Source organism: Streptomyces sp. NPDC050423 (assembly GCF_040655445.1).
Classification (GTDB): Bacteria; Actinomycetota; Actinomycetes; order Streptomycetales; family Streptomycetaceae; genus Streptomyces.
Genome location: NZ_JBFAJY010000040.1, coordinates 20,614 through 34,698 on the forward strand (window position 1 = coordinate 20,614; position 14,085 = coordinate 34,698).

The window sequence follows — 14,085 nt, forward strand, 5'->3', positions numbered from 1 at the left end:
CGGAGCCGGGGGAGGCGCTGTGTGCCCCGTCGTTGTGGCGCCCTCCGCTACGACGACGCACGTGCCGCAGCCTTCGCCGGGTCCGTCAGCTTGTATCCGACACCGAAGACGGTGAGCAGCCGGGCCGGCCGGCGCGGGGCGGGTTCTATCTTCTTGCGCAGGTTCATGATGTGCACATCGACCGTCCGATCGCTGATGTACCGGTCGAAGCCGTGCAGTTCCGCGAGCAGTTGCTGCCGGGAGAAGACCCGGTCGGGCTCGGTCGCGAGCGCGGCGAGGATCCTGAACTCACCGGGGGTGCACTCCACGGCCGCGCCGCCGACCGACACCACGTGCCGGGTCGGATCGACAACCAGCGCTCCGACCGTCAGCAGTGCGGCATCGGCCGGTTCGCCGCCCGTGGCGCGTCTGCTGCGGCGCAGCAGCGTACGGACCCGGGCCATCAGCTCACGTGGGCTGTACGGCTTGGTCACGTAGTCGTCCGCGCCCAGATCGAGTCCGAGCAGCAGATCGTCCTCGGTCGCGCGGGCCGTCAGCATGAGTACGGGCAACTCCCGGCACTCGGCGCGCAGGACACGCACCACATCCAGGCCGTCGGCCCGGGGCATCATCACATCGAGGACCAGCAGGTCCGGCTCCCGGTGTCTGACCAGGTCGAGGGCCGCGAGGCCGTCGCCGACGAGGGTGACGGAGTGACCTTCCCGTTCGAGGTATCGGCGGAGGAGTTCGGCCTGCTTCTCGTCGTCTTCAGCGACGATCACGTTTGCGCACACGCCGTTGATCGTAGAGGGGTTCGAACTGCGGCCGCCGACCTCTTGCCCGCGGGGTCCGCGACCTGCTCTTGTGTACCCGCAGGTAACAGGTGTGCGCGGCAGGTCCGTGCGCGTGGGCACGGAGGCAGGATCCGTACGCACGGGGCACGGCGTTCACGAGGGCGGTAACAGGGTGGAGCCGGTGGCGGAGCACGGCATACGGGACAGGCTGCCCGAGGGGCTGGCCGACGCGATACGGGCGACGGCCGCCGAGATCGCGGCGTTGCTGCGCGACGCCCCCGACACCGGGCCGCCGGTTCCCAGGTCGGAGTGGACCGTGGGGGAGGCGGCGGCACATCTCGCGCAGGCCAACCAGCTGATGGCGGAGGTGGCCGCCGGGCACGCGCGCGACTACGGGGACGGCACCCCGCAGGGCCTGGCCGCAGCGAACCAGCGGGCCCTCGCGGCCTTCGGCGAGCGCGCGGGCGAGCCGCTGGCCGCGATGATCGTGGCGCAGACCGCCGCGTTCCTCGACGCGGTGGCCGAACACCCCGCGGACGAGGAGCTGATGACGCCGATGGGTCCGATGAACCGCGCCGTCCTCGGCTCCTACCTCCTGACGCACATGCTGGGCCACGGCTACGACCTGGCGAGGGCACTGAGGCGCCCGCACATGGTCGACCGGCCCAGAGCCGGGCTGACCCTGCCCTTCCTCGTCCGGGCCATGCCCCGGGTGACCGACGCCGGGGCCACGGCGGGTCTCACCGCCCGCTACACGGTCCGGCTGTGGGGCGGCGACCGCTTCGGGGTGACCTTCACCGACGGCGCGGTGACGGTGGGCCACCGGCCGCCGGACCGCCCGGACTGCACGATCTCCATCGAGCCCGTCACGTTCCTGCTGATGGCGCTCGGCCGTATCGCCCCGGCGGGCGCCATGGCCAGGGGACGGGTCCTCGCCTGGGGACGCAGGCCGTGGCTCGGGCCGCGCTTCCCGGAGTACTTCACGGCGCCGTGAGAGGCGGACGCACGGGTGCCGTGTCGAAGCGGGTGCACGGCGCCGTGACGAGGCGGGCGGTGGCAGGCCGGCACCGGCTACCCGCCGCTGCCACCCGCTCCCTCGGCCTCACCCGCGAGACCGTGGGACTCCATGAGCTCATCGTGTGCGGCGACCACGTCCCGGGCGAGTACGGTGACCATCTCCTCCCGGGTCGGTGTGCTGTCGGCGTGTGCGGCGTACAGCCGCAGGTCCCGTTGCGCGGAGGCCTTCTGACAGAGCTCACGTGCGAACCGGGCGTTGCCCACGGTGTCGGCCATCCCGCCGTCCACGATCGCCGCGCACAGGGAACCGAGGACGTCGACGGCCCCGGCATCGGGCTCGTCGCCCTGTGAGGCCAGCACGGACCGGGCGATGAGGACGAGTTCCTCCGCGGAGTACGAGGGGAAGTCGACGCGCGTGTTGAAGCGGGAGACCAGTCCGGGGTTGCTCGCGAGCAGCTCGGCCATCTCGGCGCGGTACCCGGCGAGGACGACGACGAGCCGGTCCCGGTCGTCCTCGGCCCGCTTCAGGAGGACCTGCATCGCCTCGTCCCCGAACGCGTCGCCGCCGCTGTAACCGCTGTTGGACAGGGCGTACGCCTCGTCGATGAACAGCACCCCGTTCAGCGCCGAGTCGATGACCTGGGTGGTCTTGATGGCCGTGGAGCCGAGGTGCTGCCCCACCAGATCGACGCGCTGGGCCTCGATCACATGACCGGACCTCAACAGACCGAGCCCGGCGAAGACCTTGCCGATGATGCGGGCCACCGTCGTCTTGCCGGTACCCGGCGGCCCCGCGAAGACGAAGTGCCGGGGCTTGGCACCCCCGGGAAGGCCCTGCTCCTCCCGCAGCGCGGCCATGCGCAACTGGGCCATGAGGGTGAGCACTTGGCGCTTCACCGGTTCCAGGCCGATCATGCCGTCGAGGGACTCCCTGGCCTCGGCCAGCAGGGCGGCCCGCTCCTGCGCCGACAGCCCCTCCCCGCTGCCGCTCTCCGCGCCGCCACCGGGCCCGGTCTGCGGCGAGGGAGAGCCCGCCGAGGCCGGAACGGACGGCGCCGGCTCATCGGAGCGGCGCGCGGGAGCGACGTCCGGTGCGTCCTCGGGGGTGAGCGGGGCGGCGGGGGCCGGCGCCGGGCGGGCCTGGGCGCGGACATCCACGTCGAAGAGGTCCGGCGAACACCGGAAGGCGTACTGGTACCGCTTCAGGGCGTCCTCCTTCCGCCCCAGCTCCTCCAGTGACCGCCCCATGAAGTACTTGGTCTCGGCATCGAACCTGCTCCCCTTCTCCAGCTTCCCGGGGAGCGGAGCGAGCACGTTCAGCGCCTCGTGGTGGACGCCCTGGGCGAAGAGCGACGCACCGACGTACAACTGCGACTCGTCGCGCAGGAACGCGTCACCGATTCCGGTGGCGAACCTCAGTACCAGGGCCCAGTCCTCTTTGAGGAACGCGTACCGCGTGTAGACGAACCGCGTCTCGTCACAGTCCAGTTGTGCGGTGGACAGCCCGGCCCAGGCCTCGTCGAGCCGGCCGTTGTCCAGGAGCGAGGACATCGCGGCCAGCCACAGATCGCGTGCGTTCTCCAGGCGGAAGGTGACGTAATGGCCGATCTGGAACGTGGACCGGAGGGGCATCCCGGACTTCGTGCGCAGCGCGCCGAAGGCCCCGGAGGTCCGCAGCATGGCGTCCAGCGCCCGCTGCTGATCCTGCCCGGTCGCATGGAGGCCGAGCCACGCGTCGGCGGCGGCGGGATCGTGGGACGTGGCCAGTGCGAACTGCGCGGACGCCCCCGCGGTGTCCCCCTGCCGCATCAGCAGCATCGCCTGATTCCACGCCTGCTCGGCCTTCCTGACCGAGCCCCGGCTCGCCGCTGCACCCCGCACGTGTCTCTCCCCCTCCGGCGAGTGCGCGGCCCGTGCCGCGGGCCCGCACGGCCACCGTGATCACCTGAACGGTCGTCAGGATAGCCAACCCGGCTGTGTCGCGCGGTGCCGCACGGGGCGGCGCCCGACTCGGTAGATTGCAACTGCACGGTGGCAGCGGCGATGCCGGGGAGGGCGCATCGCGCGGAACACCGGGAACGGGGAGTGCGCGACATGCTGGATCCCATTTCGCTGACGGCCGTTACGGCGGTGCTCGGTGCGGTCGGCTCGGGAATGGCCAACGAGGCCGGAAGATGGGCGTGGGAGTCGACGGGCGGATTCGTCCGCCGCATCGCCGGCCGCGAGATCCCGGCGCCCACCGCACCGGACGAACTGGACGCGGTGGCCCGCATGGTGTCCGACCGGCTCCGCGGCGACCCCCGACTCGCCGCCTCGTGGATGGCGTTCGCGAGCCGGGTGAGCGCCGGCGGCCGAGGTCCGGGAGCGGACTTCGCCCCCGGCACCGGGCAGCCGGGCCTCCCCGCCTCCATAAGGTTCTTCACCGACCGCAAGGAGGCGTTGAAGAGCCTCGACCGCGAGGCGTCGCGCCGTGCTGACGGAACGCCGAGACTGGCCCTGGTGCACGGCGCCGAGGGCATGGGGACCAGCACGCTGGCGGTGCACTGGGGAGTACGCCAGGCGGCCATGTTCCCGGACGGGCAGCTCTACGCGGACCTGGCCGGCGGCACCGCTGCCGCACGCGACGCGGGGACCGTACTGCGCAGCCTGCTGCGCCAACTCGGTGTCCGGGACGAGGAGATGCCGACCTCGGCCGGAGAGCTGAGCGAGTTCTTCCGCCGTTGCGTGGCGGACCGGAAGCTGCTGATCGTCCTGGACCATGTGCACTCGGCCGCCCAGATCCGGCCGCTCCTCACCTCAGCGCCCGCTGTGTTCATGATCGTGGTGGCCCGCCGTCCGTTCCCCGGCGTCGACGCGGTACGCGTTCCCGTCGGCCCGCTGACGGACAAGGACGCGGTACGACTGCTGACCCAGCTCCTGGACAAGCCGGCGATCGCCGCGGCCCGCGCCACCCTGCCCTCCGTCCTCGCCCGGTGCGGCGGATCGCCGTACGCCCTGCGCGCGGCGGCGCCCCGCCTCACCGAACCCGCCTCCGGCCCGGCTGCTGGCGCCGACCCCGTACGGGCGGCGGCGCAGGACACCTACCGCTTGCTGGAACCGGGGACGGCGAAGGTGTACCGCCTGATGGCGGTACGCGACTGGCCCGCCCTCGACGCGGCGGTGGCCGCGCACGCGACCGGAACGACGCCCGAGGACGCCGCGCGACGACTGGACGAACTGGCGGAAGGGCTCCTGCTGGAGCACAACACCACCGCTGACGGCCAGGCCCGCTACCACTACCGCCCCGCGGTACGCGGACACGCCGAGGCCGTCGCCGTGCAGGAGGACGGCATCGCCGCGTGCTCGGCGGCGATGGCCCGAGCCCTGCGCTGGTATGTCGATCTGTCGATGTCCGTGGCCCATCAGGCGCTGCCGGAGAGCTGGCGGGTCCCCGCACCCTCGGCAAACCGCCGCGGCTCGACTCCCGGAACCCCGGCCCCGGGAACCCCGGCGTTCGAAACCCCGGACTTCGAGAGCCAGGGCGAGGCGCTCGACGCACTGATCGCCGAGTGCGGCAATCTGGTCCAGGCCGTCCACTGCGCCGAGGAATCGGGCGACCCGGCCTCGGCCGTACGGCTGTGCCGTTCCCTGTGGCCGCTGCAACTCAAGGCCGGCCGCCACGAGATGCTGCTGCCCGCACTGCGCATCGGAGCACGGCTCGCCGACACCCACCTGCCGGGATCGGCGGACGCGGGAGCACTGCACGCCCAACTCGCGCACACGCTGACCGAACTGCGCCACTGGGACGAGGCGGAGGCGGAGGCACTCGCGGCCGCGCGGGCCGAGGAGGCGGCGGGCCACAAGCGGGGCCACGCTTCGGCAACGGAGTTCCTCGGACTGCTGCGGCTGCGGCAGTGGCGGTTCCAGGAGGCCTACGAGTGCTTCGAGGCGGCGGACGCCGTCCTGATCACGATGGGGGCTCAGGACGAAGGGACCGCCGACGTCCCCCGCGCACGTGCCCTGCTGCAACGCCACCGGGGCCGGGCCCTGCGCGGCCTCGGGAGGTTCGAGGAGTCCCGGGACCGACTGGGGACGGCGCTGAGCCGCTTCCGGGCGCAGGAGGACACGTACAACACGGCCCGGACCCTGACCGACCTGGCCGAGACCTGGCTGGACGAGTCGGACACCGCGGCCGCACGCCCGCTGATCGAGGCGGCGTTCACGACGCTGAGCGGCCAGAGCGCCGAGTACCACGTGGCCCATCTGCGGTCCATGCGCGAGCGCTGCACGGCCGAGGAGCGCGGCACGGGCTGAACTGAACGGCGTCACCCGGGATGGAGGCCGGCGACCCGCACCCGCACCCGCACCCGCCGGGCCCCGACGCGGACCGCGAACCCGCCGTCGGCCAACAGGTTCGCGAGCCGCGTCGCCGTGACGTCGCCGTCGGCTTCCCCGGCCCCCAGCAGCGCATGGAGGGCCGAGGCGCCGGTGGCGGGGTCCACCGCGGCCTCCGGCGAGGACAGCAGACGCAGCGGCTCCCCGCCCCGCAGCCGGACGACACACTCGGCAGGGCCGACCGTGAAGGCGGCCAGCGCACACCCGGGATGGCGCCGCAACACCTCCTCCGTCCAGATGGCCGGAGACCCGAAGCGAGGATCGTCGGGCAGGCCGTCCCGGAAGATGACGTCGGCCAGCTCCAACTGGTCCACGTCACGGGTGTCCTCGTGCACGGCGACGTGCACCTCCCCGCCGACGCACTCGGCGGCCGGCGGGGAACCCGCCCAACGGGTCACCACGACCTCGCCCGGACGCGGCACCCGGGTCAGTACATGGACGGGAGCCGTGACGGACACGGGCTCGTGGCCCGGCAGCGGCAACGGCTCCAGCGAGGCGGGCCACTCCGGCTCCGCCGCACCCATCATCGAGTAGAACAGGGTCCGCAGCCGGACCGCGGCCTCACCCGGCACAGAGGTCGTGTACGCGGCGGGCCCAGGCAGCGGCCGATGGTGCTCGATGAGCCGGTCGATCTGCTCGCGCAGCGGCGCACCGGGATCGAGCCGGGGAGCCTCCCGCATGAAGTCGGAGACCGGTGCCCCGGGATCGAGTTCGTGCAGCGGAGCCGCCGCCAGCAGCACCGGAGTGCCGAGCGCCGCCGCGTAGAAGGTGACGGACCCGTGGTCCCCGACCACCGCGTCGGCCGCCACCAGGGCCTGCCGCCACCCCTCCAGCGGATCGATCAGCACCAGCCCGCAGCGCCGCGCCCGGTCGAGCCAGGCCCGGACCTGACCGGGACCGTGGCCGTGCCAGATGTTGGGGTGCAGAACGGCGGCGAACCGGTACTCGTCCACGGGGAACTCGCGTGCGAGCCGAGGCAGCAGTGCGGGCAGCAGGTCGTCGCCGCCCGCGCCGCCGTCCCCGAAGAAGGACTCCGGATTCCACGTGGAGTTGAGGACGATCAGCCGCTGTCCCGCCCGTACCCCGAGCGCCCGGCGGAACCGCTCGCGGTAGGGACGGGCGGCGAGCACACGGTCGAAGCAGGGATCACCGGCGAGCACGGCGGTCGGCGCGGCCTCGGGGCACGCGGCGCGCAGCCGGTCGCACTGCTCGGGATGGGAGAGGACGAGGGCGTCCGCGATGGGCACGCCATTGGCCAGGACCCACTGCGGAGCCTGACCGAACACGGGTGCGGCATCAGCCCCCGATCCCGATCCCGATCCGGTGTCCGGTGTCCGGTGTAGCCAGCCTCTTAGTATATCCGACACCATGCGAAAGGATGGTCAACTTCCCGCGCAAAAACTCCAGTTGGCCGCCGAAGCTGGCGGAGACGGCCAGGTCCACCGGCGTCTCGACGGCCTGATCCCACGGCAGCACCGGCACTCCGGTCCCGGCCAGGAGATCGGCCGTGCCGGCCGAGAACGCGGAGGACTCCGGGCAGGTGGCGAGGAGCTGAATCCGCAGATCGCCGTCGAAGAGCGGCAGCACGTCGAGGAGCCGCGTGGCGGAGGTCACGTTGTGCACGACGACCAGCACCCGCAGACACTTCCCACGTGTGGCCCACCGCACCGCACCGTCCCCGACCGGCACCCGCACCCATCCGGCCCGCTCCTGTGCCACCTGCGCCCCGCCCACTTGACTCACGGGCCGCGCGACTGCCCGGCCGACCATCCACGATATCCAATCGGTGCCCACGGCAGGCGCGAGCGAGGAGGACGGTCCGCCCTTCCGTGTCAGCGGCCATGGAAACGGAAGTCCTGCCGAGCACCCCGGCACGCGGCCTGCCGGCCTTCCGCTCCCCGAAGACCACCACCCGCAGCAGCGCGAACCGGCCGACCCCGGCGAGCGCCGACGCCGACAGGTACACGCTCTGCTCGACCAGCGCCGACGGCTCGGACCGGAACGCGTACAGGCAGAGCAGCGCCCCGGTCGTGAACGCGTAACTCACCGCGACAGTCAGCCCGGACTGAAGATGGACACCCCATCCCCGGCGCCCGCTCCGGAACGAGATCCGGCTGTGCAGCTCGGTCGCTATCACCGTGGACACGACCGTCACCAGAGCGTTCGCCACCGCCAGCGGCATCCGGTCATGGAGCAGGACCAGCACCCCGCTGGAGGCGACCCCGACCCCACCGCCGCAGACCACGAAGCGCACGAAGGCCGCGACCAGCGCGTGAGGCGTGCGTGTCGGCTGGTGGGTCGGGGCGGTCACGAGATGCCTCCGGAGGCTGTGTGGGGCGGTACGAAGATCTCACCCCAGAACCTACGGACCCGGCGTCCTCCCCACGACTCGGTTTCTCCCCGACTTTCCTGGGGGTTGTCCCCCAGGGGGCCTGGGGGACAACCCATTTCCCGGAGCAGTGCGATCGCACGGCAGGCGAGGGTCGGCGCCCGCACGGTGTACCGGCACTTCCCGGGCAAGGAGACCCTGCTGGAGGCCGTGCTCGTTCGTCCTCATGCGGCACCGGCCTCGACCAGGAACGGGCTCGGCACCCCCGTCCAGGACACGTACAGGCCGTCCCGGGCCCGGGTGCAGGCGACGAAGAGCAGGCAGCGCTCAGCCATCAGATCCGCCTCGCGCTGGAGCCGGTCCACATCGGCCGGTGTCACGGCCCCCGGGTAGGGCAGGGCTCCGTCGTGCACGCCGATCACCGCCACGCAGCGGAACTCCAGCCCCTTGAAGGAGTGCATGGTTCCGATGCGTACGCCGGGCGCATCCTCGGTGGCTTCGGACCGCAGTGGTGCTGCGGGGATACCTGCGGCCGTCAGCCGTTCGATCGCCTTGGTGCAGTTCTTGTTGAAGCGTGCGCTGACGCCGATGTCGCCGGGGCTGACACCGGCCTCCGTCCAGGCGCGGATCTGTGTGACGAGCGCGTCCAGTTCCGCGTCCGCCGAAGCGGCCCCGTGCACCACCGGACCGTTCCCGTGGAGCGCGGATCGGTAGCCCAGCAGCGTCTCGTTGCGGTTGTCATCCTCCAGTTGCGCGAAAGGCCGCCCGACGAGCAACGCAGTGGACCAGCTCAGGATCTCGTGCGTACTGCGGTAGTTCTTCCGCATCTTCGTCGAGCGGCCGGAGACCTTGATGCCGAGGGCCTTCAGCGACACCTTCGAGTCGTAGATCCGCTGGTGAGGGTCTCCGGCGATGAACAGATCGTCGGGGCGCGCCGGGGCGGCGGCGCGCAGGAGCCGCCACTGCGCCGGGTGGAGATCCTGGGCCTCGTCCACGACGATGTGCCGATACAGGGGCTGCCGCGCTTCGAGCAGGTCGGCAGCTTCCGCACACGTCCCCAGATGGGTGCGCAGCCCGTCGGCGGCGAGCCCGTCGGAGAACGCCTGGATCGTGCGCCACACCACCGGCCGTTCGGCGACCCGGAGCCGGCTGCCCCGTCCCGGCCGGTCGGCGGCTTCGTACTCCTCCAGACTCTTCAGGTTCTGGGCGAGGACGACGTGCTTGTACTCCTGGGCGAGGAACTGAGCGGTGCCGGTGAAGCCGGTGGTACCCGCGGCCTGCTCCCAGCGTGTCTGCTCCTCGCCACCCCGCAGCGGGCGGCGCGACGTGGCGACGACCCGGCTGGCCAGCGCGTCCACGGTGGTGATGTCCACCCGGTCGCGCAGGTGCGCGTCCTCGACGAGGGCGGCGAGACCGCTGCGCAGCGCGTCGACGAGAACGTTGGTGTACGTGGTCAGCAGGATGCGCTCACCGTCGCGCAGGAACCGCAGAAGGTGCCGCACCCGGTGCAGCGCGACGACGGTCTTGCCCGTGCCGGGGCCGCCGGTGACCTGGGCCGGCCCTGAGTAGCTGGCCCGGTAGGCGACCTTGTGCTGGGAGGGGTGCAGGAAGACGCGCCAGGCGGCGAACGGCTTGTCGAGGACGTCGCGGAGCTCGTCGGACGCGGTGATGAGGGCGATGCGGGTGCCGGTGCGCTGGATGGCGGTCGCGAAGTCGGCGGTGTCCACCGGCGTGGTGTCGGCGGGTGTGGAGGAGAGACTGACAGACACCACGTCCCGCCACACCTCCTCCACGGTGAATCCCGCGGCGAGGTATTCGAGGACCTCACGCTGGTCCTGCGGGAAGTACGGCGCGAAGACCTCCAGCTGTTCCGGGTTGGTGAGGGCGCGGGCCTGGCGCAGTGTCGTCCCGTCGATGCCGAGTGCTGTCAGGTCCCCGTCGGACACCTTCGCGAACAGCCGCTGGTCGGGGGCGGCCGCGATGCGTTCGTAGGCGGGTGTGAGCTCGTCGAGCATCCCGATGTCGCGGATTTCGACGGCCCGGGTCATGGTGTTGATGCTGGCCTTCTGCTTGATGGCCCAGTCGATCGCCTTGTCGTGCGGCATCACGCGCAGCAGTACGAACGTGTCGCCGCTGTCGGGTGCGAGGACGACACCCCGCGTGCCCTGGTCGATCCGGATGGTCCGGATGTGCGGATCACGGGCGCGCTTCAGGCTCTCCAGCTTCAGTCCGGGATCCTTGAACAGCTGCTCCAGGGTGAGGCGTTCGTGTGTGCGTGTGCTGGCCGGTGAGTGCGACAGCACCGGCTTTCGGCAGAGTGGAGGGCAAGTGTCCCTGGTGGGGCGATCTTCAGTCCAGCGGGAGCGGGGCAGGGGCGTCCGGGACGCCGCTTTCCGGTCAGCCGGGGTGGCCGCCGGAACGTCGGGTCACCGGGAGGCGACTCCGGTACTTGAACCGCAAGGTTCATGCCGTCCCTGTCGGACGTCACCCGTAGTCTGTCGCTGGAAAATGAGGGGGAGACGATGATCGACTACCGCAAGGCGAACGTGCCGGTGTGGACGCTGGCGACCGGTGACGTCCGGGTGCCCGCAGTGGCCGGGGACGAGCCGATGACAGCTGAGCGCCTGGCTGAACTGCGCAGCGTGCTGGCAGGCCTGGCGGACAAGCCGATTGCCACACTTGAGGCACATCCGCTGCCCGGCCGGCTCGACCGCAGCCGAGGCATCCCGCTCGATTCGGTAAGCCCGTTGGCACAGCACCTGTCGCAGCTCATCACGCAATCAGCGCGGAGTTCCTCTGCTGCGGCCAGGGCGACCGCTACCGGCGAAGGCCTGTTCCGCATGGTGGTTCCGGCGAAGGTTGCCGCCCAGTTCGGCCAGGGCATCGTTCGCCCGATGGCGTCGAAGGCGGCGGCCGGTGGCATCCACAGTGCACTCGTGAACTCAACGGGCATCGCCTCCCAGACGACGTTCGTACCAGTCGGTCAAGCGACAGCAGCAGGCGCAGTCGGTGGAGCCGGTGCAACAGCCGGCGTCGCGGCCACCGGCAGCATGGCGCTCACCGTGGCCGCGCCGCTCGTGCTCATGGCCGTAGCGGTGGGGGTGAGCGCGTACGCCGACCAGAAGCGCCAGCAGGCTGTCGAGCACATCACGGAACTGCTGGAGCAGCTGCACGAGCAGAAGCTCGACGACGAGCACGGCGAACTCGACGGTTGCCGCGACGCCATCGACAAGGCCACAGCCATTCTGCTCGACCAGGGCAAGCTCGGTGCCTCGCTGGGACTGGACTCGGCAGTCCACGCCATCAACACGGCGCTCGGCGCCGCTGACCGCCGCCTCGCCGGATGGCAGAGCGCACTCGACAAGCTGCCCGAGGGACGGGCCGTCGAGATCACCACGCTGACCAAGTCATTTCCCGGCGTCGACGACCATGGCGGCAGGTTCCGCACCCACCTCGAAATCGCTGCCCTGGCCATTGCGCTGAAGCAGCGGGTCATCGTCCTGCAGGCCGTCGAGCACGCACAGAGCGAACCTGACAACTTGTTCGTGAACTTCGCGCGGGCACTCAAGGCCGACCATCAGCGTCTCCACACACTGGAGACGAGCATCGCCGGTGTCCTGGAACGCCTGTCGGAGCTGGAGCTGGCACGCCCGAGCGGCTTGCGGCCCGTTTTCACGACCGGTGAAGTCGAGCGCCTGATGCGCTCGGCAAACCTGATTCACAAGCTGGGCGACGGTGGCATGGTCAACGGCCGCACGACGGACGTGGCGATTGAGATCGCCCGCGACAAGGACGGCTCGGTGGTCGTGTTCCCTGCGGTGCCCGTGTCGGTGTAGGGGACGCGGTCCTGACGCCTACCTCGGGTCCAGAACGGCCCACACCGTCTTGCCCGGCCCGTCCGCGCACGGGTACCAGCCCCAGCGGTCCGCGAGCGTGGCCACGAGGAGCAGGCCGCGACCGCCGTCTCCGTCCGGGGCGTCCGACGGCTGGGTGAGTGCCGGGATGCGTTCCCCGCGGGTGTCGGTGACCTCGATGCGCAGGGCGGCGCCCTCGGCTGACAGGCACAGGCGGAAGTCGCGGCCGGGGACGAGCCCGTGGCGAACCGCGTTGGCGCACAGCTCGGCGACGATCAGCGTCAGCGCGTCGTGCGTGTCGCTGCCGTACGGGATGCCCCAGGCGTCGAACCTCTCGCCGGCCAGGCGCCGGGCGAGACGGGCGCCGCGGGGCGTGGAGCTGAAGCGCATCGAGAAGTGGTGCCAGGGGAAGCGGGGTTGGGTGGTGGGAAGTGGGCGCAGGGGGAGTGGGGGATTGCTGTTCATGACTCCACGGTGTCGCCCGGTGGCGTAGCGTGACAACAGGTGACGCGCCGTCGCGGACTGCTTGTACGCGGAGGCGGTCTGCATGTACGTACGTCGGTGCGTGGGACAGGCGGTGTGGCGATGACGGTGGTACGGGGCGACGCGGACATGGACGCGGAGTCGGGTTCGGGCGCGGAGACGGGGGAACGGCCGGAGGGCGAGCCGGGATCCGGGGTGATGATGGCGTTCGGGCGTCAGCTGAAGCTGTTACGCCTCCGAGCGGGGCTGGACCGGGCGGAGTTCGGCAAGCTGGTGGGCTACGCGGCCCCGTCCATCGCGTCGTTCGAGCAGGGGCGGCGGATCCCGCAGCCCGCGTTCATCGACAAGGCGGACGCGGTGCTGGACGCCGGGGGCTTGCTGATGGCGTTGAAGGAGGAGCTTGCGCGGGCGCAGTATCCGCCGTTCTTCCGGGATATGGCGCGGTTGGAGGCGCGCGCAGCGGCTATGAGCGTGTACGCGGTGAGCGCGGTCTCGGGCCTGCTGCAGACTGAGGAGTATGCGCGAGCGGTTTTCCAGATGCAGCGGCCCTTGCTCCACGACGACGTGATCGCCCAGCGTCTCGAAGCGCGCTTGGTGCGGCAGGACATCTTTGACCGAAGCCCGGCTCCCCTGATGAGCTTCGTGATCGAGGAAGCCGTCCTCCGTAGGCCGATCGGCGGGAGGAAGGTCATGCGCGACGCCCTGGAGCAGATCGTGCTGACTGGGCAGTTGCGCAACGTAGAGATTCAGGTCATGCCGACCAACCGTGAAGATCACGCGGGTCTCGGAGGGCCGTTTACGCTGATCGACACAGACAAAGGGCAACGCGTCGCGTACACCGAAGTCCAGGACGACAGCCGGCTGTACACCGATCCGACCAAGGTTCGCGAGCTCGAAGCGCGCTATGGCATCCTCCGATCACAAGCGCTGACGCCGAGCGAGTCGTTGGCACTGATCGTGCAATTGATGGGAGAAGCATGAGCGCACAGGGCATCGAGCCGTTCGTGCCGGAGGCTGCCTGGTTTAAGAGCAGCTACAGCAGCGGAGGCGGCGGCGAGTGCGTAGAGGTCGCCTGGCGCAAGAGCAGCTACAGCACCGGCAACGGCGGTGAATGCGTGGAGTTCACCGCCGCAGCCACCCACGTACACATCCGCGACTCGAAGCAGCTCAGCGGCCCCATACTGACCGTCGGTCCAGGCGCATGGGCCGGGTTCGTGGGCCTCGTCGCGGGCTGACGCACACAACGTCCGGGGCC

The 14,085-nt window shown here is 71.1% G+C and carries 13 protein-coding genes and 1 pseudogene; 8 read left to right on the forward strand and 6 right to left on the reverse strand.

Annotation, left to right across the window (positions count from 1 at the left end; genetic code table 11):
* Positions 1–47: 47 nt before the first annotated feature.
* Positions 48–773, reverse strand: coding sequence for a response regulator transcription factor (locus AB0I52_RS26050; protein WP_363076464.1), 726 nt, complete (start codon positions 771–773; stop codon positions 48–50).
* 181 nt (positions 774–954) lie between these two features.
* Here AB0I52_RS26050 and AB0I52_RS26055 point away from each other — a divergent pair, with 181 nt between their 5' ends.
* A complete protein-coding gene (locus AB0I52_RS26055) occupies positions 955–1,767 on the forward strand; it encodes a maleylpyruvate isomerase family mycothiol-dependent enzyme (RefSeq protein ID WP_363076544.1) in 813 nt (270 codons plus the stop codon).
* A 77-nt stretch (positions 1,768–1,844) separates the two neighbouring features.
* Here the strand turns inward: AB0I52_RS26055 and AB0I52_RS26060 are convergent, their stop codons facing one another.
* A complete protein-coding gene (locus AB0I52_RS26060) occupies positions 1,845–3,671 on the reverse strand; it encodes an AAA family ATPase (RefSeq protein ID WP_363076466.1) in 1,827 nt (608 codons plus the stop codon).
* Between the two features lie 213 nt (positions 3,672–3,884).
* On the opposite strand from AB0I52_RS26060, the gene AB0I52_RS26065 reads away from it, so the two are divergent.
* Positions 3,885–6,083 (forward strand): tetratricopeptide repeat protein, encoded by a 2,199-nt coding sequence (locus AB0I52_RS26065; RefSeq protein WP_363076468.1) that lies wholly within the window; start codon positions 3,885–3,887, stop codon positions 6,081–6,083.
* An 11-nt stretch (positions 6,084–6,094) separates the two neighbouring features.
* Here the strand turns inward: AB0I52_RS26065 and AB0I52_RS26070 are convergent, their stop codons facing one another.
* Entirely contained in the window at positions 6,095–7,450 is a 1,356-nt protein-coding gene (locus AB0I52_RS26070) for a hypothetical protein (protein WP_363076470.1), read from the reverse strand.
* A gap of 10 nt (positions 7,451–7,460) precedes the next feature.
* The gene (locus tag AB0I52_RS26075; RefSeq protein WP_363076472.1) at positions 7,461–7,907 is read right to left on the reverse strand and encodes a hypothetical protein; all 447 of its coding nucleotides are present in this window, start codon (positions 7,905–7,907) and stop codon (positions 7,461–7,463) included.
* Between the two features lie 98 nt (positions 7,908–8,005).
* Here AB0I52_RS26075 and AB0I52_RS26080 point away from each other — a divergent pair, with 98 nt between their 5' ends.
* From AB0I52_RS26080 to AB0I52_RS26090, 3 genes and pseudogenes are all read left to right on the forward strand, one after another.
* On the forward strand, positions 8,006–8,206 hold the full coding sequence (locus AB0I52_RS26080) for a hypothetical protein (protein WP_363076474.1): 201 nt from the start codon (positions 8,006–8,008) through the stop codon (positions 8,204–8,206).
* 96 nt (positions 8,207–8,302) lie between these two features.
* The gene (locus tag AB0I52_RS26085) at positions 8,303–8,440 is read left to right on the forward strand and encodes a hypothetical protein (protein WP_363076476.1); all 138 of its coding nucleotides are present in this window, start codon (positions 8,303–8,305) and stop codon (positions 8,438–8,440) included.
* 38 nt (positions 8,441–8,478) lie between these two features.
* Positions 8,479–8,694, forward strand: a pseudogene (locus tag AB0I52_RS26090) (helix-turn-helix domain-containing protein); the annotation flags it as partial.
* 23 nt (positions 8,695–8,717) lie between these two features.
* Here the strand turns inward: AB0I52_RS26090 and AB0I52_RS26095 are convergent.
* Positions 8,718–10,796 (reverse strand): UvrD-helicase domain-containing protein, encoded by a 2,079-nt coding sequence (locus AB0I52_RS26095; protein WP_363076478.1) that lies wholly within the window; start codon positions 10,794–10,796, stop codon positions 8,718–8,720.
* A gap of 219 nt (positions 10,797–11,015) precedes the next feature.
* On the opposite strand from AB0I52_RS26095, the gene AB0I52_RS26100 reads away from it, so the two are divergent.
* Positions 11,016–12,329, forward strand: coding sequence for a hypothetical protein (locus tag AB0I52_RS26100; RefSeq protein WP_363076480.1), 1,314 nt, complete (start codon positions 11,016–11,018; stop codon positions 12,327–12,329).
* Between the two features lie 18 nt (positions 12,330–12,347).
* On the opposite strand, the gene AB0I52_RS26105 is transcribed toward AB0I52_RS26100, so the two are convergent.
* On the reverse strand, positions 12,348–12,812 hold the full coding sequence (locus tag AB0I52_RS26105) for an ATP-binding protein (protein WP_363076482.1): 465 nt from the start codon (positions 12,810–12,812) through the stop codon (positions 12,348–12,350).
* 147 nt (positions 12,813–12,959) lie between these two features.
* Between AB0I52_RS26105 and AB0I52_RS26110 the strand changes: the two genes are divergently transcribed.
* Complete coding sequence (locus AB0I52_RS26110) at positions 12,960–13,811, forward strand: helix-turn-helix transcriptional regulator (RefSeq protein WP_363076546.1); 852 nt, start codon at positions 12,960–12,962, stop codon at positions 13,809–13,811.
* Complete coding sequence (locus AB0I52_RS26115; RefSeq protein ID WP_363076484.1) at positions 13,808–14,065, forward strand: DUF397 domain-containing protein; 258 nt, start codon at positions 13,808–13,810, stop codon at positions 14,063–14,065. Before AB0I52_RS26110 ends, AB0I52_RS26115 begins: the two co-directional genes overlap by 4 nt.
* Positions 14,066–14,085 lie beyond the last annotated feature (20 nt).

What these genes read in the sequence shown, in the direction of transcription:
- AB0I52_RS26065 (WP_363076468.1), top strand. Translation starts at nt 3,885, where the DNA reads ATGCTGGATCCCATTTCGCTGACGGCCGTTACGGCGGTGCTCGGTGCG.
- AB0I52_RS26105 (WP_363076482.1), bottom strand. Translation starts at nt 12,812, where the DNA reads ATGAACAGCAATCCCCCACTCCCCCTGCGCCCACTTCCCACCACCCAA.
- AB0I52_RS26080 (WP_363076474.1), top strand. Translation starts at nt 8,006, where the DNA reads ATGGAAACGGAAGTCCTGCCGAGCACCCCGGCACGCGGCCTGCCGGCC.
- AB0I52_RS26110 (WP_363076546.1), top strand. Translation starts at nt 12,960, where the DNA reads ATGGACGCGGAGTCGGGTTCGGGCGCGGAGACGGGGGAACGGCCGGAG.
- AB0I52_RS26115 (WP_363076484.1), top strand. Translation starts at nt 13,808, where the DNA reads ATGAGCGCACAGGGCATCGAGCCGTTCGTGCCGGAGGCTGCCTGGTTT.
- AB0I52_RS26100 (WP_363076480.1), top strand. Translation starts at nt 11,016, where the DNA reads ATGATCGACTACCGCAAGGCGAACGTGCCGGTGTGGACGCTGGCGACC.